27 protein-coding genes, 1 tRNA gene and 1 pseudogene are annotated in these 22,712 nt (G+C 67.3%); 21 read left to right on the top strand and 8 right to left on the bottom strand.

Annotation, left to right across the window (positions count from 1 at the left end):
• Positions 1-71: 71 nt before the first annotated feature.
• Genes ASG07_RS08420 through ASG07_RS08410 form a run of 3 tightly spaced genes read left to right on the top strand, consistent with a single transcriptional unit; the run spans position 72 to position 1,950 of the window.
• Positions 72-380 carry a YggT family protein gene (locus ASG07_RS08420; protein ID WP_055844398.1) on the top strand — a complete coding sequence of 103 codons (309 nt, stop codon included), beginning with the start codon at positions 72-74 and terminating at the stop codon, positions 378-380.
• Between the two features lie 56 nt (positions 381-436).
• The gene (folD, locus tag ASG07_RS08415; protein ID WP_055844395.1) at positions 437-1,321 is read left to right on the top strand and encodes a bifunctional methylenetetrahydrofolate dehydrogenase/methenyltetrahydrofolate cyclohydrolase FolD; all 885 of its coding nucleotides are present in this window, start codon (positions 437-439) and stop codon (positions 1,319-1,321) included.
• Positions 1,322-1,332: 11 nt separating this feature from the next.
• Positions 1,333-1,950, top strand: a complete 618-nt coding sequence (locus tag ASG07_RS08410) for a MarC family protein (RefSeq protein ID WP_055845006.1) — start codon at positions 1,333-1,335, stop codon at positions 1,948-1,950.
• On the opposite strand, the gene ASG07_RS08405 is transcribed toward ASG07_RS08410, so the two are convergent.
• Complete coding sequence (locus ASG07_RS08405; RefSeq protein WP_055844392.1) at positions 1,937-2,119, bottom strand: hypothetical protein; 183 nt, start codon at positions 2,117-2,119, stop codon at positions 1,937-1,939. The genes ASG07_RS08410 and ASG07_RS08405 overlap by 14 nt on opposite strands.
• Positions 2,120-2,180: 61 nt before the next feature.
• Positions 2,181-3,953 carry a hypothetical protein gene (locus tag ASG07_RS08400; RefSeq protein ID WP_055844388.1) on the bottom strand — a complete coding sequence of 591 codons (1,773 nt, stop codon included), beginning with the start codon at positions 3,951-3,953 and terminating at the stop codon, positions 2,181-2,183.
• A 470-nt stretch (positions 3,954-4,423) separates the two neighbouring features.
• On the opposite strand from ASG07_RS08400, the gene ASG07_RS08395 reads away from it, so the two are divergent.
• Entirely contained in the window at positions 4,424-5,476 is a 1,053-nt protein-coding gene (locus ASG07_RS08395) for an alpha/beta hydrolase (protein ID WP_082474669.1), read from the top strand.
• A gap of 115 nt (positions 5,477-5,591) precedes the next feature.
• Here ASG07_RS08395 and ASG07_RS08390 read toward each other — a convergent pair whose 3' ends face one another.
• Positions 5,592-6,371, bottom strand: a complete 780-nt coding sequence (locus ASG07_RS08390) for an SDR family oxidoreductase (protein ID WP_055844385.1) — start codon at positions 6,369-6,371, stop codon at positions 5,592-5,594.
• 279 nt (positions 6,372-6,650) lie between these two features.
• On the opposite strand from ASG07_RS08390, the gene ASG07_RS08385 reads away from it, so the two are divergent.
• The 3 genes from ASG07_RS08385 (at position 6,651) to ASG07_RS16915 (ending at position 8,288) form a co-directional block, all read left to right on the top strand.
• On the top strand, positions 6,651-6,998 hold the full coding sequence (locus tag ASG07_RS08385) for a hypothetical protein (protein WP_055844382.1): 348 nt from the start codon (positions 6,651-6,653) through the stop codon (positions 6,996-6,998).
• 152 nt (positions 6,999-7,150) lie between these two features.
• Complete coding sequence (locus tag ASG07_RS08380) at positions 7,151-7,561, top strand: GtrA family protein (protein WP_236694606.1); 411 nt, start codon at positions 7,151-7,153, stop codon at positions 7,559-7,561.
• A gap of 1 nt (position 7,562) precedes the next feature.
• Positions 7,563-8,288, top strand: a complete 726-nt coding sequence (locus ASG07_RS16915; RefSeq protein ID WP_082474667.1) for a class I SAM-dependent methyltransferase — start codon at positions 7,563-7,565, stop codon at positions 8,286-8,288.
• Here the strand turns inward: ASG07_RS16915 and ASG07_RS08370 are convergent.
• The 3 genes from ASG07_RS08370 to ASG07_RS08360 form a co-directional block, all read right to left on the bottom strand.
• Entirely contained in the window at positions 8,187-9,290 is a 1,104-nt protein-coding gene (locus ASG07_RS08370) for a glycosyltransferase family 2 protein (RefSeq protein WP_082474665.1), read from the bottom strand. The genes ASG07_RS16915 and ASG07_RS08370 overlap by 102 nt on opposite strands.
• Positions 9,291-9,391: 101 nt before the next feature.
• Complete coding sequence (locus tag ASG07_RS08365; RefSeq protein ID WP_055844373.1) at positions 9,392-10,810, bottom strand: M48 family metalloprotease; 1,419 nt, start codon at positions 10,808-10,810, stop codon at positions 9,392-9,394.
• A 96-nt stretch (positions 10,811-10,906) separates the two neighbouring features.
• A complete protein-coding gene (locus ASG07_RS08360; protein ID WP_055844368.1) occupies positions 10,907-12,322 on the bottom strand; it encodes a sigma-54-dependent transcriptional regulator in 1,416 nt (471 codons plus the stop codon).
• Positions 12,323-12,488: 166 nt separating this feature from the next.
• Here ASG07_RS08360 and ASG07_RS17205 point away from each other — a divergent pair, with 166 nt between their 5' ends.
• From ASG07_RS17205 to ASG07_RS08325, 8 genes are all read left to right on the top strand, one after another.
• The gene (locus ASG07_RS17205) at positions 12,489-12,614 is read left to right on the top strand and encodes an aa3-type cytochrome c oxidase subunit IV (protein ID WP_236694605.1); all 126 of its coding nucleotides are present in this window, start codon (positions 12,489-12,491) and stop codon (positions 12,612-12,614) included.
• Positions 12,615-12,621: 7 nt separating this feature from the next.
• Positions 12,622-13,749, top strand: a complete 1,128-nt coding sequence (locus ASG07_RS08355) for an NAD(P) transhydrogenase subunit alpha (RefSeq protein WP_055844365.1) — start codon at positions 12,622-12,624, stop codon at positions 13,747-13,749.
• Positions 13,750-13,758: 9 nt separating this feature from the next.
• Positions 13,759-14,007 carry a type II toxin-antitoxin system HicA family toxin gene (locus ASG07_RS08350; protein ID WP_055844363.1) on the top strand — a complete coding sequence of 83 codons (249 nt, stop codon included), beginning with the start codon at positions 13,759-13,761 and terminating at the stop codon, positions 14,005-14,007.
• Complete coding sequence (locus tag ASG07_RS08345; RefSeq protein WP_055844360.1) at positions 14,004-14,219, top strand: type II toxin-antitoxin system HicB family antitoxin; 216 nt, start codon at positions 14,004-14,006, stop codon at positions 14,217-14,219. The genes ASG07_RS08350 and ASG07_RS08345 overlap by 4 nt, the downstream gene beginning before the upstream one ends.
• A gap of 49 nt (positions 14,220-14,268) precedes the next feature.
• Positions 14,269-14,559, top strand: a complete 291-nt coding sequence (locus tag ASG07_RS08340) for an NAD(P) transhydrogenase subunit alpha (RefSeq protein ID WP_055844357.1) — start codon at positions 14,269-14,271, stop codon at positions 14,557-14,559.
• A gap of 21 nt (positions 14,560-14,580) precedes the next feature.
• Complete coding sequence (locus ASG07_RS08335) at positions 14,581-16,014, top strand: NAD(P)(+) transhydrogenase (Re/Si-specific) subunit beta (RefSeq protein ID WP_055844354.1); 1,434 nt, start codon at positions 14,581-14,583, stop codon at positions 16,012-16,014.
• Between the two features lie 2 nt (positions 16,015-16,016).
• Positions 16,017-17,048: a hypothetical protein gene (locus tag ASG07_RS08330; protein ID WP_055844352.1), complete on the top strand. Its 1,032-nt coding sequence runs from the start codon at positions 16,017-16,019 to the stop codon at positions 17,046-17,048.
• 26 nt (positions 17,049-17,074) lie between these two features.
• Positions 17,075-17,150 (top strand) — tRNA-Val (locus ASG07_RS08325).
• On the opposite strand, the gene ASG07_RS16910 is transcribed toward ASG07_RS08325, so the two are convergent.
• Entirely contained in the window at positions 17,138-17,893 is a 756-nt protein-coding gene (locus ASG07_RS16910; RefSeq protein WP_168377326.1) for a YopT-type cysteine protease domain-containing protein, read from the bottom strand. The genes ASG07_RS08325 and ASG07_RS16910 overlap by 13 nt on opposite strands.
• Positions 17,894-18,057: 164 nt before the next feature.
• Here ASG07_RS16910 and ASG07_RS08315 point away from each other — a divergent pair, with 164 nt between their 5' ends.
• From ASG07_RS08315 to ASG07_RS08290, 6 genes and pseudogenes are all read left to right on the top strand, one after another.
• Positions 18,058-18,498 carry a DUF6456 domain-containing protein gene (locus ASG07_RS08315; protein ID WP_055844346.1) on the top strand — a complete coding sequence of 147 codons (441 nt, stop codon included), beginning with the start codon at positions 18,058-18,060 and terminating at the stop codon, positions 18,496-18,498.
• 37 nt (positions 18,499-18,535) lie between these two features.
• Positions 18,536-19,501, top strand: a complete 966-nt coding sequence (gene dapF / locus ASG07_RS08310; RefSeq protein WP_055844343.1) for a diaminopimelate epimerase — start codon at positions 18,536-18,538, stop codon at positions 19,499-19,501.
• A complete protein-coding gene (locus ASG07_RS08305; protein ID WP_236694604.1) occupies positions 19,492-20,331 on the top strand; it encodes an oxygenase MpaB family protein in 840 nt (279 codons plus the stop codon). The genes dapF and ASG07_RS08305 overlap by 10 nt, the downstream gene beginning before the upstream one ends.
• Before the next feature lie 122 nt (positions 20,332-20,453).
• The gene (locus ASG07_RS08300) at positions 20,454-21,188 is read left to right on the top strand and encodes a Crp/Fnr family transcriptional regulator (protein WP_236694603.1); all 735 of its coding nucleotides are present in this window, start codon (positions 20,454-20,456) and stop codon (positions 21,186-21,188) included.
• A 52-nt stretch (positions 21,189-21,240) separates the two neighbouring features.
• Positions 21,241-21,729 (top strand): DUF983 domain-containing protein, encoded by a 489-nt coding sequence (locus tag ASG07_RS08295; protein ID WP_055844338.1) that lies wholly within the window; start codon positions 21,241-21,243, stop codon positions 21,727-21,729.
• A gap of 49 nt (positions 21,730-21,778) precedes the next feature.
• Positions 21,779-21,949 (top strand): annotated as a pseudogene (locus ASG07_RS08290) (type I methionyl aminopeptidase); the annotation flags it as partial.
• Positions 21,950-22,089: 140 nt separating this feature from the next.
• Here ASG07_RS08290 and ASG07_RS08285 read toward each other — a convergent pair.
• A complete protein-coding gene (locus ASG07_RS08285; protein ID WP_082474661.1) occupies positions 22,090-22,689 on the bottom strand; it encodes a PEPxxWA-CTERM sorting domain-containing protein in 600 nt (199 codons plus the stop codon).
• Positions 22,690-22,712: the final 23 nt, after the last annotated feature.

Genomic DNA, 22,712 nt, shown 5'->3' with positions numbered 1-22,712 from the left:
GGCGTCGGGTTCTCCCGGGGCTCGCGACACCCTATAGATGCCGGTGACACCCGTTTCGGAGAGTTCCCGCCTTGATCGCCATCCTCCAGATCGTCCAGTTGCTCCTCAACGTCCTGTGGTGGGTCATCGTCGTGCAGGCGATCCTGTCGTGGCTGATCGCGTTCAACGTCATCAACACGTATAGCGACTTCGTGCGGACGGTATGGAACGCGCTGCAACGGATCACTGAACCGCTGTACCGGCCGATCCGCCGCATCCTGCCCGATTTCGGCGCACTGGACCTGTCGCCGATGGTCGTGCTGCTGATCGTCTATATCCTGTCCAACATCGTGCTGCCCAACATCATGATGAACTATATGGCGGCGACCGCGGGAGTTTGATCGGCCGCATTCGCTACACTGGCGAAAGTGGCGGCTTGGCATTAAGGGGGCGGGCCATGACGGCTCCCAGCTCTTCCGCCACGATCATCGACGGCAAGGCGCACGCCGCCGCCCTGCGCCAGCGCGTCGCGGAGGGGGTCGCGAGCTTTACCGCTGCGACCGGACGCCGGCCGGGGCTGGCTGTCGTGCTGGTGGGGGACGACCCCGCGTCTTCGGTCTATGTCCGCTCGAAGGGCAAGGCGACGACCGCGGCCGGCATGAACAGCATCGAGTATCGCCTGCCGGTCGATGTCGACCAGACCGGGTTGCTGGAGCTGGTCGCGGAACTCAACGCCGACGACAGCGTCGACGGCATCCTGGTGCAGTTGCCGCTGCCCTCGCACATCGACAGCCACGCGGTCATCGCGGCGATCGATCCGGCGAAGGATGTCGACGGTTTCCACCCCGTCAACGCGGGACGGCTGGCGACCGGATTGCCGGCACTGGTGCCGTGTACGCCGCTCGGCTGTATCATGATGCTGAAGGCGGTGCATGGCCACCTTGCGGGTCTGGATGCCGTGGTGGTCGGGCGGTCGAACATCGTCGGGAAGCCGATGGCCCAGTTGCTGCTGGCGGAAAGCTGCACGGTGACGATCGCGCATAGTCGTACGCGGGACCTGTTCGCAGCGGTGCGGCGGGCGGATATCGTCGTCGCGGCGGTTGGTATCCCGAAGATGATCGAGGGCGGCTGGATCAAGCCGGGCGCGACCGTGATCGACGTCGGCATCAACCGCACCGACGACGGGCTGGTCGGCGACGTCGATTTCGACAGCGCGGTGCAGGTCGCGGGGGCGATCACGCCGGTGCCGGGAGGTGTCGGGCCAATGACGATCGCCTGCCTGCTGCGCAATACGCTGGTCGCCGCCAGCCGCCGCGCCGGCGTCGCCGAGCCGGAGTTGTGAGCACGTCCGGCCTGCTGGAGCTGTTCGTCTCGTCGCTGATCACGTTCTTCGTCGTTATCGATCCGCCCGGTTGCGCGCCGATCTATGCCGGCCTGTCGGCGGGCGCGACGCCGATCCACCGCCGCACTATGGCGGTGCGCGCGGTGGGTGTCGCGGCGGCGATCCTGGTCGTGTTCGCCTTGTTCGGAGAAGCTTTGCTGCGGGGGCTCGGCATCAGCCTCGCCAGTTTCCGCATCGCGGGCGGGATCATGCTGTTCCTGATCGCGCTGGAGATGGTGTTCGAGAAGCGCACGCAAAGGCGCGAGGACCGGGCCGCCAACATCTCTTCCGACGAAGCGGAGGACGTTTCGATCTTTCCGATGGCGATGCCGATGATCGCCGGACCAGGATCGATCGCCTCGGTCATGCTGCTGATGAGTCGCAACGACGGCCTTGAACGGTCGGCGGTAGTGATGGCCGCGCTGGCGTCGATCCTGTTGCTGACGCTGGTGAGTTTGTTGGCGGCGGGGCCTTTGATGCGGATGCTGGGTGCGAAGATCGAGGCGGTCATCACGCGCCTGCTGGGCGTGTTGCTGGCGGCGCTGGCGGTTCAGTTCGTGATGGACGGGCTGGCGGTCACGCTGCGTTGACGGCCGGCTCCGTCCCCGGCGGGGCGTAGCCGAAGCCGGTCAGCTGTTCGAGCGCGTCGTTCAGCCCGATGCCGACGCGGTGCAGCCCGAGCGAATCGGCAAGCGACAGCGACTCGGCGATCATCGCGGCCAGTTCCCGGTGTTGGTCGGTGGGGCGAAGCGTCTTCATCGCGATCGTATATGAAATCTCGAATGGTTAAGGGCGTCCCGAGGATGAAACAAACCGTTTCCTAGTCGATACGGTACAGCCGGTAGGGCGAGCCGCGGACCAGCGGCACCGGCGTCAGCCAGTCTAACGTCCGCCCATGCGCCAGCCGGTCGTAAAAGCCGCCGGGGTTGCGCGCCCGGTAGATCGTCGCCTCCGCCATGTCCGGACAGACCAGCAACATCGTCGCGCCGTGCCGCTTCATGATCGCGCGCGCCTCCATCGGCGAACGGCCGAAGGCATGCTGCACGTCGAGGATCGCGTCGCCATTGCGGTGGTACGGCCCGGCGATCGCATCGTGATGCGTGACGACGATCAGGCGCGGGCCGAGATCGACGAAGGTGAACATCGTCGCGCGCGGAATGCGGTCGAGCGTCATCAGCCGCGAGGTGCGGAGACACTCCCCGGTCGCGGCGTTGACGCGGCGCGTATAGGTCGTCGGCCGGTCGATCGGCAGGTATTTGATCGCGAGGCCGGCAAACAGGCCGGAGACGACGAGGAAGCCGATCACGGTGCCGAACACGCGCACCGGCATCAGCCGGTGGTTGAACAGCCATGGCAGCAGCAGCCACGCGAGGGCCACCGCGCCGGGAATCGCCAGCAACTGCGCGGCGGGGCCGGCGCGCGCCTGCCAGAACAGCATCGCCACCGCGAACGCGCTGAACAGCGCGACCGCGGCCCAGCCGACCGCCTGCGGTCCGCGCCGCGCCCGCCACGCGGCGACGAACGCGCCGATCAGGCCGATGGCGGGCAGCGCGACGATCGGAAAGGCGACGCGGAACGGGTGTTTGTAGATCGGCTTGGCTTCGCGGACATTGTCCAGCCAGTTGCGCGCCAGTTCGGGCGAGACCCCCTCGGGACGGCCGAGACATTGCGGGAAGAAGTGGACGAACCCGGCGGCGATCACCCCGCCGGCGACGAGCGCCAGCCCGAGCCGGACGCCCGCCGATCGGGGCGACAGCAAGGCGAGCAGCAACAGCAGCGCCCCCGCCGCGACGACGACGCTGAGCCAGACGGGCGTCAGCGCGTCGCAGCGCATCGCATGATTGGCGTCCGACGCGAACAGCGCGAAGCCGATCGCGCCGCCGCCGCCCAGCGTCAGCGCGTAGACGGCCAGCCGCCGCGCCTCCCGCGGGTCCCACACCCAGCGCAGCGCGATGATCGCGCCGGCCATCGCGGCATAGGGCAGCAGTTCCAGCCCGATCGCGAGCGACATCGCGCTGGCCAACCCGACGAGCGCGCCGCCGCGCGGACCCCGACGATCGCCGAGCCCCGCGACGGTGACGGCAAGGCAGGCGAGCTGCCAGCCGTGGTGATCGATGCGTTCGGGCATGAACATCAGCATCGTCGCGGTCGCGCCGGTGACGAGGATGACGAGCGCCAATGTCCATGCCAGCGGCGCGACGAGGCGGCGGACCATCGCCGACAGGGCGACGAAGACGATCGACAGCGGCAGCAGCGGCGCGATGCCGCACGCCAGCCGTTCGGCCCACGCGTTGCTGGTGAACAGGCGGAAGAACAGGATCAGGCCGGCGATCGGCAGGTCGACGATGCGGCTCCAGTGGATGTCGAATCCGGCGGGCGGGTTCAGGCGATACTGGCGCAGATCCGACCAGCCCTGACCGCCCAGCCATGCGCGCACCTGAGCGAGGCGCATATTGTCGTCGGTGTCGCCCAGCGACAGATAGCGGACGGCATTCCAGTGATCGAACACATACCATGCTGCGACGACCGCCCATGCCAGCAGCGCGAAGCCGAGCCAGCGGCGTTCGAGATCCCGGACCAGCGGGCCGGACATGGCGGGGGTGCCGGATGGCGGCCGAACGGGCCGGGACCGATCTTCATTGGCGATCAAGACGCTGCTTCCCCGAACCCTGTCCGCCCCGCGGTGTGGCCTGTCGCTCTAGGGAGTGTCCGGGCCGGGAGCAACGGGGGGCGGGGCGGCGAGGTGTCGGCGTGCGGCGGCGGGGCCGCGATGGTGGTTCTATCAGGCGGAATGCCCGTGATCGGCTATGTCCCGAAGCGCTCCATGGCGCACGTTCAGGCTGCCGATCATGGTCGTCCGCTAAGTGCAACCTTTCCCATTTTTCCGTCCCCAATCGGCCATTTCGGGAAAGAGCAATCGAGAACAGATTTGGAGAAAACCAGGAGATCTTGATGGCTCTCGGAGCAATCGCTTGGGCCACTGTCCCGCAATTCCTGCGTTTGTGGGAAGCAGCGGCTTGCGGGAATAGCAGTCGCCATTAACCTGCATCCATCGCACCCCGGATGATTCTCAACCGCGGGTTGCGCCTTCAGAATTGGAGATCGGATTTGTCGCGCTTCCGATTTGTCGGGCCGTTGCTCCTCGCACTTGGCCTCGCTGGAGCGGCCTGCGGCCAAGCCAGCAAGAACGACAGTTCGCCAGACAGGATTGAAGTTCCGAAGGTGGAACGAAAGGGCGTGTGGCAACCGACCGCTGGCGGCACGCAGGTGCCGTTATGGCCTGCGAACGTCGCTCTTGCGAAGCCGGACACCGGCGTTGAGGCCGAAGCAACGGGCAACGGCTCACCGCTTGTTGGTGGCAGGAAGTGGCACTGGGCGAGCTACGTCACCCGGCCGACCATGACCATCTACAAGCCAAACGGCCGAAATACCGGCGCGACGATGATGGTTCTGCCAGGCGGCGGCTTCTACGCGGTCGCGACCGACTTGGAAGGCACCGAGATCTGCGATTGGGTAGTCGAGCAGGGCATGACCTGCGTCATGCTGAAATACCGGACGCCGCAGGTATGGCCGAAGGAGGACGGAAAGCAGCAGCGGCCTAAGGTGCTATTGGGATTGGAAGACGCTCAGCGCGCAATGGGGCTACTGCGACAGCAGGCATCGACCCATGGGATCGATCCACACAAGATCGGCGTGATTGGTTTCTCCGCAGGTGCTTATCTGGTAGCGAACATGAGTAACACCGAAGAGCGTACCTACCCGCTTGCCGATGCAGCCGATCGGCAATCTCCCCGACCCGACTTTGCGATTGTCGTCTATACGGCGCGTATGCTGGACAACAGCAAGAGCAGGAACAATCTCGAACTTAAGCCTTGGGTGAAGATCAGCCCCAAGGCACCCCCCACACTCATCATCCATGCAATGAACGATCCCGTCGACGATATCCGGGAGCCGATGGCTTACGCGCTGGCATTGAACGATGCTGGCGTGTCGGTGGATATGCGCCTGTACGCCAAGGGTGGTCATGCTTTCGGAATGCGGCCGACCGCTGATCCCATCACAAGGGAGTGGCCCGGCCAAGTCAAGCAGTGGCTGCAAAATATCGGCGTGCTGTAGGGCTGCTACCGGTCGCGACGGCGAGATAATGCTTCTCGTCAAACCAGCGTTTGCCATTACACCATCGTTTGCGGGAAAGGCTGACGGGCGTGATCGACCACGCTCGTCGCCGCTGTTAGCGGGGTGAAGCAGCAGAACCGGCGAGTAGCCCACCGTCGATGCTCACCTCCGTGCCGGTGACGTAGGTCGCTTCATCCGAAGCTAGCATTACCGCAATCGCCGCGACTTCATCGGGCATCCCGAACCGCTTGAGCGGCGTATCCGCAACGAACGCCCGCATCTTGGCGTCCCGATCGGGACCATTGCCAAGCATCGGCTCCCAGATCGACGTGAGGATAGCGGCCGGGTGGACCGAGTTGCAGCGTATCTTCCAACCCTGTTGCGCGCAGTAGAGCGCGACTGTCTTACTGTGGTTGCGGATCGCCGCTTTGGACGAGGCATAAGCCGCAGCGCCGGGGATGCCGACCAGCCCCGAGCGGGAGGATATGTTGATGATCGAACCCGCCCCCGCAGTCTTCATCGCGCCGATCGCGTAGCGACAACCAAGGAACGTCCCGTCGAGGTTGACCCGGTGAACCTCGCGCCAATCCGCGAGGCTGGCGTGTTCCGGGTCGTGCGGAGCCATGCCGGCTTCGAAACCCGTCACGCCAGCATTGTTGACCATCACGTCGGCTACGGGAATGACGCCGGCTAACCGCCGCCAGTCGGATTCCTCGCGCACATCGAGCGGTTCGAACCGACACCCGATTTCAGCAGCCGTTTCCGCTCCTTTCGCCTCGTCAATGTCGGTGACGATGACCATGGCACCTTCGTCATGGAAACGGGCTGCGATTGCGCGCCCGATGCCACGCGCAGCGCCAGTGACGACGCACGTCTTGTTATTCAGTCGTTGCATGATGTTCTCGAAAACAGAGTCTAGGCGGCGGATTACTCCGCTGGCGTATGCTTTGCCGCTTTAGCGGTGACGCTGGATCATTTCGAAAGACTCCCGAGAACGTCACGATGCTACGTCAACGATCGATCGGCGGCAATTCCCGAAACTCGATGCTCTGCGGGAAGGACGGCCGTATCGCGCAATGCCGGCTATCGATAGGAGGGTCGGCCTTCAGGCAGTGTTCACCGGCCGGATCCGACCTTGTCCCGTCATCGTCCCCGGCCATCACGGAGTCCGAACATGCTTGGCGCGTCTCTACTGATCCTGTTGCAGGCGGCATCCGGCGCTGCGCCGTCGGCGTCCGGTAGTCCACAGCGTGAGCTGAAGATGGACATGCAGCTCGATGCCGCGTTCCTCGCGTCGGCGGATGCGAACCGCGACGGGGCGTTGAGCCTGAGCGAGTTTCAGGCGGAACTGGATCGACGGCTGGACGCGAAGATCGCCGGGGATCCCGCCGCGCAGAAGAAGATCGGCGCGGAGCAGCGGGTGGCGATTAGGGAGAGGATGATGGCCCCCGGTTTCAGGGGGATGGACAAGAATTCGGATGGCTTGTTGACGAAGGACGAGGTCAAGAGTTTCGCGCAATAGGGATCGGGGAGGCGCTTCGATCCCCGCTCCGGATGCCGGTGGATCGGAGCGGCACCAGCGGTCCGCCAGAGGTGCCGGCCGCGGGCTCTCGCCCCACCATTGCCCCCGCCCCGTCCACCCCCTAGGGCGGGCAACCCAACAGGCAGGCGAGCGTGGCATCCAGGATCGAGCAATGGCGGACGAGCGGCGTGCTGGGCCAGTTGGTCCGGTTCGGCGTGACCGGCGTGGCGGTGACGCTGTTCTATGCCGCGGTGTACTGGCCGCTCGCCACCTATGTCATGAACCCCAATCTGGCGGTGCTGGTCGCGTTCGTGCTGGCGACCGCGGTCGGCCGGTTCGCGCACGGTGCGGTCAGTTTCCGCGGGCACGGCACGCGCGACCGGAGCACGGCAGTGCGCTTCACGGTGGTGCAGGCGCTGGGCTTCCTGCTCAATCAGGGGTTTACATGGGCGCTGGTGACGGGGCCGTTCGTGCACGGGCCGACATGGTGGCCGCTGGTGCCGGCGGTGTTCGTCGTGCCGCTGGTGACGTTCGGGCTGCAACGCAACTGGGTGTTCAGGTGATATGGACCGCATAGTCTACGACCGCATGGCGGCGCATGATTCCACCCATTGGTGGTACCGGGCGCGGCGCGACATCCTGGCCGATTACCTGACGCGGTACGGCGACGTGCCGGCGGGCGCGCGGATTCTGGAGATCGGGTGCGGCACCGGGCACAATCTGCCGATGCTGGCGAAGTTCGGCTCGGTCGAGGCGATCGAGATCGATCCGGCGGCGCGCGAGATCGCGAGCGAGCGGCTGGGGCGGCCGGTCGGCGATGCGCCGTTGCCGGAACTGCCGGGCGTGGAGCGGGGCGCGTACGATCTGGTCGCGGTGCTGGATGTGGTCGAGCATATCGAGGACGACGTCGCGGCGCTGGCGGCGATGAAGTCGCTGCTGAAGCCGGGGGGCAAGATCCTGATCGCGGTGCCTGCGCACCAGTGGATGTGGAGCGCGCACGACGTGGTGAACCATCATCATCGCCGCTATTCGAAGACGACGCTGAAGACGGCGATCGAGCGGGCCGGGCTGAAGCCGGACAGGCTCGGCTATTTCAACACGCTGCTGTTTCCGCTGGCGGCGGCGGCGCGGATCGCGGGGCGGATGACGGGGCGCGACGACAGCGACGATTCGCCGCCGGCCAAGCCGCTAAATACGATGTTCGAGGCCATTTTCCGGCTGGAGCGGCATCTGGTCGGTCGCTTGCCCATGCCGCCCGGCGTCTCCCTCGTCACGCTCGCCAGGCCCTGATTCGACGGGAAGGGGAGCAGGGGCGGCGGTGAAGCCCAGGGTGGCGCGGCCCCGGACCGGGCCGGCGACATCGGCGACGAGGTAGAGCGGGCGACGCTTCGATTCGATGTAGAGCCGGCCGAGATACTCGCCGATCATGCCGAGCACGAACATCTGCACCGCGCCGAGGAAGACGGTGACGAGCATGGTCGAGGTCCAGCCCTGCACCGCCGATCCCGACAGCCAGCCGACCGCGATATAGACGAACAGCAGCAGCGACACGCCGGTCAGCGCGAGGCCGACATGGCTGGCCCAGCGCAGGGGCGCGGTCGAGAAGCCGGTGACCGCGTCGAAGGCGAGGCGGATCATCTTGCCGAGCGGGTAATGCGTCTCCCCCGCCAGCCGCTCGGCGCGGTCGTAGGGGAAGGGCACCTGACGAAAGCCGACCCACGCGACCATCCCGCGGATGAAGCGCGCCTGTTCGGGCAGCGACAGCAAGGCGTCGAGCGCGCGGCGGCTCATGAGGCGGAAATCGCCGGTGTCGAGCGGGATGTCGGTGTCGGTGACGCGGTCGAGGACGCGGTAGAAGAGCTTGGCGGTGGCCTTTTTGAACAGCGTCTCGCCCTCGCGCTTGCGGCGGACGGCGTAGACCACGTCGGCCTCCAGATCGGCCATCATGCGGCGCATGTCGGCGAGGAGTTCGGGCGGGTCCTGAAGATCGGCGTCGATGATGAGGATCTGTCGGCCGGCGCACAGGTCCAGCCCGGCGGTCAGCGCCAGCTGGTGGCCGTGATTGCGCGACAGGTTGATCGCGACGAGGCGCGGGTCGGTCGCGCTGAGGCGCTGCATCGCGGGCCAGCTGTCGTCCCGCGATCCGTCGTTGATGAGGACGATCTCGTAATCGTCGCCGACCGAGGCGCGCGCGGCGGCGGAGACGCGGGCGTGCAGGATGTCGAGGCAGGCGGCCTCGTTATAGCAGGGGATGACGATCGACAGGGCGGGGGACGACGGGGAACGCGACATCCCCCCGTCATAGCCGCCGCGACGGGGAGCGTCATCGGCGTTGTTGCGGATGGGAGCCTCCCCCGGGGGGAGGCAACCGGAGAGCGTGCCGGTCGGCGGGATCAGCCCGTCACGACCAGCTTGACGAGGCGGCCGGGGACCAGCCGGTCGTCGGCGGACAGGCCGTTGAGCGTCAGGAAGCGTTCGCGGCGGTAATCGGGGAAGGCCATGCGGGCCGCCAGCGATTCGATCGTGTCGCCGGCCTTGACCGGGACGACCCGGACGATCTTGCCCTTGATCGCCGCGGCCTGTGCCGGGGTCAGCGCGGCGACGCTGTTCAGCAGCGGCTGGAACGGGCCGATGCCCGCGCCGCCGGGGGTCACCAGCGTGAAGGTGTAGACGGCGGCCGGAAAGCGATAGGCGACGACGGTCGCGTCGACGGCGCGGTTGTTCGCGGCGGCGCGGATCGTGCGCCAGGCATAGGACAGGCCGTTGGCGGTGCCGGTCTGCACCGCGCCCTCCGGCACGTCGCCGCCGAGCGCGCGGAAGCGGGCGGTGATCGCCGCCTCCGGGCTGGAGGCTTCGCTGCCCTGGAACGTCGCCTGACCGCCGCTGCCGGCGATCGTCACCGCATCGGTGCCGTTGGCGATCGTATAGCCGGTCGGAGCGGCGAAACGGACGCGCAGTTCGGGGTGGCGGAAGGTCTGGCCGTCGATCACGCCCTGAGCCGGATCGTCGTCATAGGGCAGGCCGTCGAGCATGCGGAGGAAGGCGGTGTCCTGCGTGTCGGCGGTGGCCGGACGGCCGGTGGCCTGCGCCAGCTTGCGCGCGCGGGCGATGCGGTCCGCGCCGTTGGGGTGGGTGGAGGCCCAGCCCGGCGTGGCCTTCGCGTCGCGCCCGGCGATGCGGGCGGTCAGGGTGGTCTCCGCGTCGAGCTGGGTCAGCATCGACGCGGCGGCATAGGGATCGTAGCCGGCGGCGGTGATGTAGCGGACGCCGAGGCCGTCGGCCTGATATTCCTGACTGCGGCCGTAACCGAGCGTATAGAGTTGCGCGCCGGTGCCGGCGAGCTGGCCGATCGCGTTGCTGCCGGTGACCGCGCCGAGGATGGCGGCCCCGATCGAGCCGATCTGCGAGCGGGTGTTGCGGCTGGCGGAATGGCGGGCGGCGACGTGGCCTACCTCGTGGCCGAGGACGGAGGCGAGTTCGGCCTCCGAATTCATCAGCGCGAGAAGCTGGCGCGTGACGTAGACATAGCCGCCGGGGATCGCGAAGGCGTTCTCCACCGGCGAGTTGAGCATGGTGATCGTGAAATCGCCGGTCGCGTTCGACAGGCCGGACTGGACCGCGACGCGGCGGCCGACGCGTTCGACATAGGCCGCCTGCGGGCCGCGATACGCGCCGCCGAACTCCGTCACGAGCTGCGGATTGGCCTGCGCCCCCTGACGCTTGTCGGAGGCGGAGATCGCGCGGGTCTGTTGGGCGGCGACGGGTGCCGCGACGGTGGCGAGCAACAGCGCGCAGACAATCGGCCGGATCATATGAAATCTCCCTTTGGCGGAAGAAAGCACCGATCCGGTCCCGGTTCCCGCCGACGCGGGGCAATAGGGCGGCGGGTCCATCAGGCGGCGGCGCGATCAGGCGGCGGCGTTGTCGATCCCGAGTTCGCCGAGCTTGCGGTACAGCGTCGAGCGGCCGATGCCGAGACGGCGCGCGACCTCCGTCATGCGGCCGCGATAATGGCCGATCGCGAGGCGGATGACGTCCGCCTCGATATCCTCCAGCGGGCGCATATGGCCATCGGGGCGGAACAGCGTGACGCCGCCGCCCTCCGGCGCGGTCCGCATCGTGGTGCCGCGCCGGCCCATCGCCGCGATCTGCGGGAAATCGGCCCCGGTCAGCGCATCGCCCTCGCACAGGATGGCGGCGCGGAAGAGGGCGTTCTGGAGCTGGCGGACATTGCCCGGCCATTCGTAGTCGCCGAGCAGTTGCAGCGCATCGTCGGTGATGCCGAGCGGGCGCAGACCGGGCTGTTTGGCGATCCGCGCGAGCAGATGGCGGGCGAGCGCCGGAATGTCGCCGGTGCGTTCGCGCAGGGGCGGGATCGTCACCTGCACGACGTTGAGGCGGTAGTAGAGATCTTCGCGGAAGCGGCCCGCCTCCACCTCGTCGAGCAGGCGGCGGTTGGTGGCGGCGATGACGCGCACGTCCACCTCGCGCGGGTGGCGGCTGCCGAGCGGTTGCACCTCGCCGGTCTGGAGCACGCGGAGCAGCTTGACCTGCGCCTCCAGCGGCATCTCGCCGACCTCGTCGAGCAGCAGCGTGCCGCCGTCCGCTTCCTGAAAACGGCCGATCTTGCGTTCGAACGCGCCGGTGAACGCGCCCTTCTCGTGGCCGAACAGCTCCGATTCCACGAGATTGGCCGGGATCGCACCGCAATTGACCGCGACCAGCGGCTTCTTCGCGCGCGGCGAGGCGGCGTGGATCGCCTCCGCCACGACTTCCTTGCCGACGCCGCTCTCGCCCTCCAGCAGGACGGGGACACGGGCGCGGGCGGCCTTGGCGGCGATCGCCAGCGCGGTGCGGAAATCGGGGGCGGAGCCGACGATCTCGTCGAATGCGAGCAGCGCCGGGATCTTCTCGGTCAGCGGGCGCAACTCGCCCGCCGTCTTGCCGCCGACCGCCGTATCGAGCGCGGCGAGCAGCCGTTCCGGTGCCAGCGGCTTGACGAGGAAGTCGGTCGCGCCGGCGCGCATCGCCGCCACCGCATGCGCGACCGAGCCGTTGGCGGTCAGCACCAGGATCGGCAGTGCCGGCCGCCGCGCACGCAACTCGCCGAGCAGCGCGTCGGCATCCGCATCGGTGCCCCAATGGTCCATCAGGATCGCATCGAGCTGCATCCCGTCCTGCGTGCCGAGCGTGGCGATCGCCATCTCCGCATCGCTGGCGAAGATCGAGCGCCAGCCCGCGCGTGCGGCCAGGGCCGACACGAGCCGGCGCTGGGCCGGTTCGTCGTCAATCAGGAGAAGCAATCGCTGCCCGTTTCGCGTCATGCGTGTCGTCCGTCCCCGTTCGGGACGGGGCATAAGGCGGCACCGGTAAAGGGCGGCTTAAGTCCGGATGACGATGCGGGCGTGCAATGTTGGGCTTGAGGGTAAGGGATCGGCTGGTTAGTGTCGGGGCAGCAAACATCCTTTCGGAACTGGGATAGAGGAAATTATGGCCGGGAACACCGACTTGAAGGCACATGTCGCCAGTTACGACCGGATGATCGGCATGATGAAGTGGGGTTCCGTCGGCGTCGCGATCGTTGTCGGGATCGTCATCTGGCTGATCGCGGCCTGATCGAATCATGAAGATCGCCGTCCTCCTCGAAACTGCGGACGGCGAAAAGCGCGTCGCCGCGACGCCCGAAACCGCGAAGAAGTTCGCCGCGCTGGGCGCGACCGTGGCGGTCGAGGCCGGCGCCGGCGATGCCGCCGGATATGGCGACGCCGCCTATGCCGAGGCGGGCGCGAGCATCGGCGATCGCGCGGCGACGCTGGCGGGGGCGGACATCGTGCTGGGCGTGCAGGGGCCGGACGCGTCGACGCTGGCCGGGACCGCGGCGGGCGCGTGGCTGGTCGCGGCGCTGAACCCCGTGGCGGAGCGCGCGCGGATCGACGGCTATGCCGCGGCCGGGCTGGAAGCGCTGGCGATGGAGTGGATGCCGCGCATCACCCGTGCGCAGTCGATGGACATATTGTCGTCGCAGTCGAACCTGTCGGGGTACAAGGCGGTGCTGGACGCGGCGGCGGAATATGGCCGCGCATTTCCGATGATGATGACCGCGGCGGGCACGGTCAGCGCGGCGAAATGCTTCGTGATGGGGGTCGGCGTCGCGGGGCTTCAGGCGATCGCGACCGCGCGGCGGCTGGGTGCGCAGGTGTCGGCGACCGACGTCCGTTCGGCCACGAAGGAGCAGATCCAGTCGCTGGGCGCCAAGCCGATCTTCGTCGAGAAGGTCGCCGGCATCGAGGGCGAGGGCGCGGGCGGTTACGCCGGCGAGATGAGCCCGGAATATCAGGCCGCGCAGGCCGAACTGGTGTCCGGCCATATCGCGAAGCAGGACATCGTCATCACCACCGCGCTGATCCCCGGCCGCGCCGCGCCGCGCCTGATTACCGACGCGCAGGTCGCGACGATGCGGCCGGGCAGCGTGATCGTCGACCTGGCGGTGGAGCAGGGCGGCAATGTCGAGGGATCGCGGCCGGGCGAGGTCGTGGTGCGCCACGGCGTCAGGATCGTCGGCCACCGCAACGTGCCGAGCCGGCTGGCGGCGGACGCATCGGCGCTGTTCAGTCGCAACCTGTACAATTTCCTGTCCGCCTTCTGGGACAAGGAGGCCGGGCGGCCGGTGCTGGACGCGGAGATCGGCGACGCGATCCGCCTGACGCAGGGCGGCGCGGTGGTGCATGCGAGACTGACGGATGTGGCATGACGCGCGCGTATGAGCCGACCGGACAGGTTGCTGGATGCGATGCGGTCCAACCCGCGCGACTGGCGGATCGATGATGTCGCTACGGTCTGCGCCGCATCGGGTGTGGCTTGCACGCCTCCGCGCAAGGGATCACATTACAAGGTGAAGCATCAAGGCATGGCCGAGATCCTGACCATCCCCGCGCACCGGCCGATCAAGCCGATCTATATCCGCGCGCTGGTCCGGTTCATCGATGCGGTGCGGGAGAGCGAGACATGAAGCCACAGGATTACGAGGTCGACATCATGCCGCTGTCGGACAGCGATGGCGGTGGGTTCATGGCGTACGTTCCCGAACTGCCGGGTTGTCGATCGGACGGGGATACACCCCAGGAAGCGCTCGACAACGCGTACGATGCGATCGGATGCTGGATCGAGGCAGCGCAGGAAATGGGGCGTCCGGTCCCGTCGCCGCGTCGTATGGCGGCATGAACATCGGTCGCGACGGCGCTGATCGGTCTGCCGGAAAGGGAGCGAACGCATGACCTTCATCGCGATCCTGTCGATCTTCGTCATGGCGTGTTTCGTCGGCTATTACGTCGTGTGGTCGGTGACGCCGGCGTTGCACACGCCGTTGATGGCGGTGACCAATGCCATCTCGTCCGTCATCATCGTCGGCGCGCTGGTCGCGTCGGCGGCGGCCGGGTCGCCGGTGGCGAAGTGGCTGGGGCTGGGGGCGGTGGTGCTGGCGAGCGTCAATATCTTCGGCGGCTTCGCGGTCACCGCGCGGATGCTGGCGATGTACAAGAAAAAAGAGCGTCCGTCCGCGTGACGGGGGCGAAAGGGGGCCGCCGTGCATGAAGTCGCCGTAAATCCGTGGGTGGCGCTCGCCTATCTGGCGGCGGGGGTGTGCTTCATCCTCGCGCTCAGGGGATTGTCGAGCCCGGCGACCAGCCAGCGGGGCAACCGGCTGGGCATGATCGGCATGGGCATCGCCGTCGTCACGACGCTGGTGACGCACGAGATCGCGAGCCTGCCGGAAATTCTCGCCGCGATCGCTGTCGGCGGCGGGATCGGCTTCGTCATCGCGCGGCGGATCGCGATGACGGCGATGCCGCAACTGGTCGCGGCGTTCCACTCGCTGGTCGGGCTGGCGGCGGTGCTGGTCGGCGTGGCGGCGTATCTGAACCCGACCGCGTTCGGGATCGCCGAACTGGTGGTGCCGATGATCGGCCAGCCGTTCGCCGTCATCCACCCCGCCAGCCGCATCGAGCTGGGGCTGGGCGTGGCGATCGGTGCGATCACGTTTTCGGGGTCGATCATCGCGTTCCTGAAGCTGAACGGCAACATGGGCGGCAAGCCGATCCTGTTGCCCGGGCGGCACATGCTCAATCTGGGCGTGCTGGGGTCGATCGTCGGGCTCGTCATGTATTTCACGCAGGATCAGGCGCCGTGGGTGTTCTGGACCGTGACGCTGCTGTCGTTCGCGATCGGGTTCCTGCTCATCATCCCGATCGGCGGCGCGGACATGCCCGTCGTGGTGTCGATGCTGAACAGCTATTCGGGCTGGGCGGCGGCGGCGATGGGGTTCACGCTGGGCAATACGGCGATGATCATCACCGGGGCGCTGGTCGGATCGTCCGGCGCGATCCTGAGCTATATCATGTGCCGGGCGATGAACCGCAGCTTCATCAGCGTGATCGCCGGGGGCTTCGGCGCGGTGGCGGACACGAGCGGCGGCGGCGACAAGGTCGACCGCCCGTGGAAGCGCGGATCCGCGGAGGACGCGGCGTTCCTGATGCAGCAGGCCGAGCAGGTCATCATCGTCCCCGGATACGGCATGGCGGTGGCGCAGGCGCAGCACGTGCTGCGCGAAATGGGCGACAAGCTGAAGGAGCACGGGGTGCGCGTGAAATACGCGATCCATCCGGTCGCGGGGCGGATGCCGGGGCACATGAACGTGCTGCTGGCGGAGGCGAACGTGCCGTATGACGAGGTGTTCGAGCTGGAGGACATCAACTCCGAATTCGCGCAGACCGACGTGGCGTTCGTGATCGGTGCCAACGACGTGACCAATCCCGCCGCCAAGACCGACAGGACGTCGCCGATCTACGGCATGCCGGTGCTGGACGTGGAAAAGGCGAAGACGGTGCTGTTCATCAAGCGCAGCATGGGCGGGGTCGGCTATGCCGGTGTCGACAACGACGTGTTCTATATGGACAATACGATGATGCTGCTGGCCGACGCGAAGAAGATGGTCGAAGAGATCGTCAAGGCGATCGGCTGACCGTGGGAGAGGATCTGGCCCGGAGCCGGGCCAGCGACCAGACCGGCGAGTGGACCGGCGAGTGGGGCGGGCCGCCGCCCAAGTTCACCGCGCTGACGATCGGGGAGGTCGATCGCGGGTACGAGGCGGCGGTGGCGCGATTGGGCGGGCGGCTGCTGGCGCGGATCGACTGGGCCAGCCTGCCGCTGGAGCTGGGCCGTCATGCCGGCCGCCCGATGCTGCTGGTCGAAGCCGAAGGCGTGGCGGAGGCGATCCTGCTGGGCGCATTGCCGCGGATCGACGCGGTGGCGATGGCGCTGGGCCTGCCGGTGGTGGTGGCGCTGGACACCGCGCAGATCGATCTGGTTGCGGCGCAGTTGCTGACCCGCGACCAGGCGCTGCTGGTGGAGGCGGATGCGTTCGACCGGCTGGCGGCGGTCGCGGCGGCGGCGGGAAGGCTGGGCGACCCGGTGCTGCGCGATCATGTGCGCGAGGGCGAGGAATCGCCGCTCGCGCGCCTGAACGAGGAGGTGGCGCGGATCGCGGACCTGCTGGCGCGACTGACGCGCGAGGGCAGCGCCTATGGTTCGGGGCACGATCGGGTGGACCGGCGGCCGGCCGCGCGCGACTCGATCATCGAGGTGTCCGACCGGCGCAGCCGTTTCGCGATCGCGCCCGATGATGCGGAGGCGCGCCATGCCGACCGGGCGGACAATGCCGCACTGGTCCGGCAGACGATCCGGGCGCGGCGGCTGCGCGACGGGTTCCTGGGCAAGGGGCTGTTCGAGGACCCGGCGTGGGACATGGTGCTGGACCTGTACGCCGCGCATCTGGAGGGGGAGCGCGTGTCGGTGTCGAGCCTGTGCATCGCATCGGCGGTGGCACCGACGACGGCGCTGCGCTGGATCGGGAAGCTGACCGATGTCGGCCTGATGATCCGCCAGCCCGATCCGAGCGACCGCCGCCGCGCCTTTGTTGCATTGTCCGAAAAAGCGCGGCAGGGGATGCACGCCTATGTGGCGGCGGTCCGGCGTGCCGGCCTGCCGATCGCATAGGAGACTGGTCCACCCGGACATGCCGGGGGCGCTTAGCTCAGTTGGTAGAGCATCTCGTTTACACCGAGAGGGTCGGCGGTTCGAGCCCGTCAGCGCCCACCAGACATGGCCCCGGAACGCTGCCGCTGCGGCTGGAAGACACAGAGCTTTATCACCAGCGACCGGGCCGGCGGCCCGTTCTTCGCACCGCCGGCGGTGCCCTTGTACGCCTTCTGGATGAAATCGCGGTCGAACCAGGCGGTGAAGAAATCCTGGAACTGCTGCGCCGTCGCGAAGGTCACCGACCCGAAATTGGGATCGTAGAAGCTGAACGTCCGGCCGATCGCCGCCGCCATCGAGTGGTTGGGCGAATTGACCAGCGCATAGCCATTGCCGATGTCGACCAGCCCCCTCGCGACTTTCGCGAATCGGCGGAAGACGTCGGAATATTCGGTGTTCCATTGGGTCGTGACGAGGCCCGCGGGGCCGACATCGTCCGACACCTGATATTCGGCATGCTGGTGACTTTGATAGTTTTTGACGTTGCCGGTCCATTGGCCAATGCGCGCCTGCTGGGCGAGATCGCTCAGGCCGGGCGGTGCGTTCACCGCGACCCGGGATGCCTGTCCGTTGGCGAGTCCCGCCGCCTGATAGCCGTTGGCGATGATCGAGGCCGGGGTTTCCCCTTTTGCCATGCCGATGACATAGGCCATCGACAGACCGAAGCACCAGCCACTGGATGTCGGGCTAAGTTCGGAAAGAATAAGGGCTTGTGCGGTCGGCACGATATCTGTCGCGCTGAACTTGCGCGCCAGGTTGATGAACTCCGGCAACTTGTCGCGGACGCTGTTCCAGGCTCTGTCCATTTCAGGCATGTCATTCCCCCTCCAGTTTCACGCGAACGCATCGCGCCGGACAGGCTGTCCGTCAATCGAATTGAAAACCGACATGCGTCCATCAAAATGACGGCCGGCGCTGTCCTACACGCCGCGGTCCGTGTCACGCCGATGTCGTAGCGGAGGAGCGGGCGATGCAGGAATTACAGCGGGAGATGGCGGCGAGGACGGTCGGCGGCAGGCGGGTGGCGGTGAACGTCGCCGAATCGCCGCTATCGTGGCTGGCGGCGCGCGGACTGGTGACGGCGCGGCAACTGGCGGCGGGCGAGCGGCTGCGTGCGGATCACGAGCGGGCGGCGATGGCTCCGGCGACGACGATGCGCTGGAGCGAGCGGGTGGACGGCGGCGGCGGCGACGGGCTGGACCCGTCGACCGCGCGGATCGCGGCCAAGCGGCGGTTCGACGAGGCGATCGCGGGCATCGGGCCGGGGCTGTGCGATATCCTGTGGCGGGTGGTGTGCGCGGGGGAGGCGTTGCCGGCGGCGGAAAAGGAACTGGGCTGGCCGACGCGATCGGGGCGGCTGGTGCTGACGCTGGCGCTGGACCGGCTGGCGGGCCATTACCGGATCGGCTGAACTTTCATCCGCGTGCCAGCGCCCCTAAATAACGGGCATGAAGTTCGCGATCACCAAATGCCATGGCTCCGGCAATGATTTCCCGATGATCGACGCGCGGGGGATGACGATCCCGGGCGGGGAGCCGGACGGGGGCCCGGACGCGGGCTGGGCGCGGATCGCGCGGGTGCTGGCGGACCGGGCGGGGCCGGTGGGCGGCGACGGCCTGTTGCTGATGACTGACGGCACGGACGAGCGGCCGATCGGGTTCCGGATGTTCAACGTCGACGGATCGGAGGCGGAGACGTGCCTGAACGGCCTGCGCTGCGTCGCGCGGCTGGGGTTCGAGCGGCTGGGGATCGCGCAGGGCGGTGTGCAGCTGAACGGATCGACCGCGTGGGTGGAACGCGACGCCGATCTGGCGCCGGGCGTCTATACCGTGTCGGAGCGCGCCGGCCCGGCCTCCCTCGATGCGGCGGCATGGCCGCTGGGCGATCTGTCGCGCGTGGTGGAACAGGTGGTGCCGATGCTGGAAAGCGAGCGGCGGTTCACGGCGGTGGCGATCCCGAACCCGCATCTGGTCGCCTTCGTCGATGCGATCGACGATGCGGAACTGTCGGCGATCGGCCGACGGTGCGAGGCCGCCCCGGCGTGGCTGCCGCGGCGGGCGAACGTCAGTTTCGTGATGGTGCGCGACGACAGTCTGTTCGTGCGGACGTTCGAGCGGGGCGTCGGCCTGACGAACAGTTGCGGCAGCGCGATGGCGGCATCGACCTATGCCGCCGGGCTGACCGGCCGGATCGGCTGGGACACGGTCGTGACGGTGTTCAACCGGGGCGGGCTGGTGCGCGCGATCGCGAACGAGGATGCGATGGTGACGCTGTCGGGTAATGCGACCGTGGAATGGACGGGCGAGGTCACGATCGGGGAGGACGATGCCTGCGCGCTGACGATCCACGTCCGGCATGACGACGAGATCGCGGCGTGGGGCGGGGTGCTGACGATGGCGGCGGCGTGGCGCTGACGGATCAGGTCAGGACCGCGATCGGCGACCGGATGCGCGGCATGGTCGGATCGACCGAGATCGATCTGACGCGGCCGGACGGCGATGACGGGCTGTTCGGGCCGGGATCGGCGACATGGGCGGTGCACGGCGATTTCCCGAGCATGTTGATCGGCGGCACCGCGTCGCTTTTGATGCAGATGCTGCATCCCGGCGCGCTGGCGGGGGTTTGGGACCACAGCGATTTCCGGCGCGGAATGGCCGGGCGGCTGAAGCGGACGGCGCAGTTCGTCACCGTCACCACCTATGGGTCGACCGAGGCGGCGCACGCCGCGATCGGGCGGGTGCGGCGCATCCACGCGAGGGTCGTCGGGACACTGCCGGACGGCACGCCCTATGCCGCGGACGATCCGGCGTTGCTGACATGGGTGCATGCGGCGGAGGTGGACTGTTTCCTCCGCGCGCATCTGGCGTATCGCGATCCGGCGATGCCGATGGCGCGTCAGGACGCCTATATTTTCGAAATGGCGCAAATTGCCCATAGGCTGGGTGCAGAAAACGTGCCGACCAGCCGTGCGACGCTGTCGCGCTATCTGGAGGCGATGCGGCCTGCGCTGAGGGTCGATCACCGGACGCGCGATGTCGCCCGGCGCCTGCTCGACCAGCCGACGGGGGAGATGGTTGGTGGACCGGCCAACGCATTGATGTTAAAAGCTTCTGTCGATCTTTTGCCGGTATGGGCGAAGCGGCTTCATGGCTGGGATGCGCCCGCGCAGGCGCGGGCCGGCATCGGAGCGCGATGGGGAGCGGCGGGGATCGGACAGGTGATGCGCTGGGCGCTGAAGCCCTGATCGTTGATCTATGTTGGCTTTTGAACGCCGGAGCATGTTAGAGAGCGCGGATCGCCGATCGGCTAAGGCTCTGGGTTCCGGCGACTGAGAGAGACTTGTGCTCCCGCCCTGGGAGTAAGTCTGTGTCAGATGTCGCTGCGGTCGTCATCCGGAAAATGGAAATGCGGGCGCGGCTGGACGATGCCGATCGCGCGGCCATCACCGCGATGGTTCTGCAGCATCGCCATTACGAGCCCGGCAGCTATCTGATCCGCGAGGGCGAGCCGCCGCGGCCGACCTGCGCATTCATCATTTCGGGCATCGCATATCGGCAGAAGCTGACGCGCGAGGGAGCGCGGCAGATCGTCTCGCTGGAGATGCAGGGCGATTTCGTCGACGTCCAGCACCTGTTCCTGCGCGTGGCGGATCACAACGTCCAGTCGCTGACGCGGCTGGAAACGGCGGAGGTCAGCCGCGACGGACTGCGCAAGCTGGCGCTGACGCATCCGGCGATCGGCGAGGCGTTGTGGGTCGATGCGCTGATCGCCGGTTCCGTCTATCGCGAATGGGTCACCAATCTGGGCCGGCGCGATGCGAAGACCCGCGTCGCGCATCTGTTGTGCGAGTTCACGCTGCGCGCGCGCGCAGCGGGCGTCGCGGGGCACCCCAGCTACGAATTGCCGATGACGCAGGAGCAACTGGGCGACGCGACCGGGCTGACCAGCGTGCATGTCAACCGTACGCTGAAATTGCTGGAGGTCGACGGGCTGATCGCGCGCGACCGGCGTCACATCCGGTTGCTCGACTGGGGCCGGATCGTTGACGTCGCGGACTTCAATTCGCGCTACCTGCATCTCGATCAGGCCGGGTCCAGATAGCGGGACAATTCGTCCAATCGACGGATCGCGCCGGCGTGCCCACATCGCCGGGATGACAAACCCGGTCGATCCGGCGGCCCCCGCCGCCTCCGCCTCCGCCCCCGCCCCCGCCCCGCCCTCCTCCGACGGGGACAAGTTTCGCTGGATCCTGCGATGCGGCTGGAAGGGGCTTTGTCCGCGATGCGGACGGGGGGCGATGTTCGCGTCGTGGCTGAAGGTGACGGACCGGTGCGGGACGTGCGGGCTGGATTACCGGTTCGCGGCGCCGGACGACGGGCCGGCGTTCTTTTCCCTGTGCATCGTCGCGTTCCCGCTGGCGTTCTTCGTGGTGTGGATCCAGGTCGCGTTCGATCCGGTATGGTGGGTGCATCTGTTCACGTCGGTGCCGGTGATGCTGATCGGTACGTTGCTGCCGCTGCGGCCGATCAAGGGGTGGCTGGTGGCATCCCAGTACGTCAACCGCGCGCAGGAGCATGGGACGGGGGCGTTGTGGTCGCAACTGCACGGCACCGAGCCGGGAAGGAGCGATTTCGATCAGTGACATACGGCGGCGGTAGCGGGCCGGAGCGGGTTCCGGTACGGGCCGGATCATGGTCGAGACCGGGGAAGAACTGGCGCTGATGCGCGTGTCGGGACGCCTGCTGGCATCGGTGTTCGAGATGCTGGACAGGATGGATCTGGCGGGGCTGTCGACGCTGGCGGTCAACGACCGGGTCGAGCGGTTCATCACCGACACGCTGAAGGCGCGGCCGGCGAGCAAAACGGATCGTTCGCGCCGTCGTGATGTCGGACGTGTACGGCGGGCGGAACCGGCGCGGCCGGGTGTTCGAGTTCGCGCGAGGCGATAGGGGAGCCATCGGTCACCCGTCTGTGACCGATGGCTCCCTTCTTCAAACGGCGATCAGGCGAAGCTGACGCGTCCGATGGCGGTGCGGCGGCGGCGTGCTGCGCCACCCACCATCCCGAAGCCGCCGATCATCATCGCCCATGTCGCAGGTTCGGGAACATAGCTTACGGGTCCGCTATAGCCGTAATAATCCAATGTCACGGTTCCGGAGTTGACCATCGCGTCAGGCATGATGGCAGGATCATCGACGACATCGAAGAACTGAAATCGCGTAATCCCGTCCAGCGGCGTGAATATATAGGAGTTGTACGTCGCCACCCCCTTGAGATTGGTGGTTCCGGGACGGTCTTCGGTGGAAAGCGGCGTACTGATCAAGCTCAGGCCGAACCGGCCGCTGACGCCCATTCTGATTTCGGATAGCCAGCTCGGATCAAACGCCGTCAGGTTGATGTCGTAAGACACGACCCTGACCGCGACGTAATCGCTGACCGATCCATTCAGATCAAGTGTCCTGATCGTGTTGCGCGGGTCGTCCAGTTCCCCATTGATCTTGAATCCGGCGACGTTCAAAACCAGCAACTTGGCCGATGCCGCTCCGCTCATGGATGCCGCTATCAATGCGGCGGAGATGCCCAGAATCCTTGATATCTTCATGTCGAAATCCTTGGTCGAGGTGG

It is taken from the genome of Sphingomonas sp. Leaf343, assembly GCF_001423765.1.
Classification (GTDB): domain Bacteria; phylum Pseudomonadota; class Alphaproteobacteria; order Sphingomonadales; family Sphingomonadaceae; genus Sphingomonas.
The sequence above is the reverse complement of the archived record's forward strand: the minus strand, read 5'-3'. Positions and strand labels throughout refer to the sequence as shown.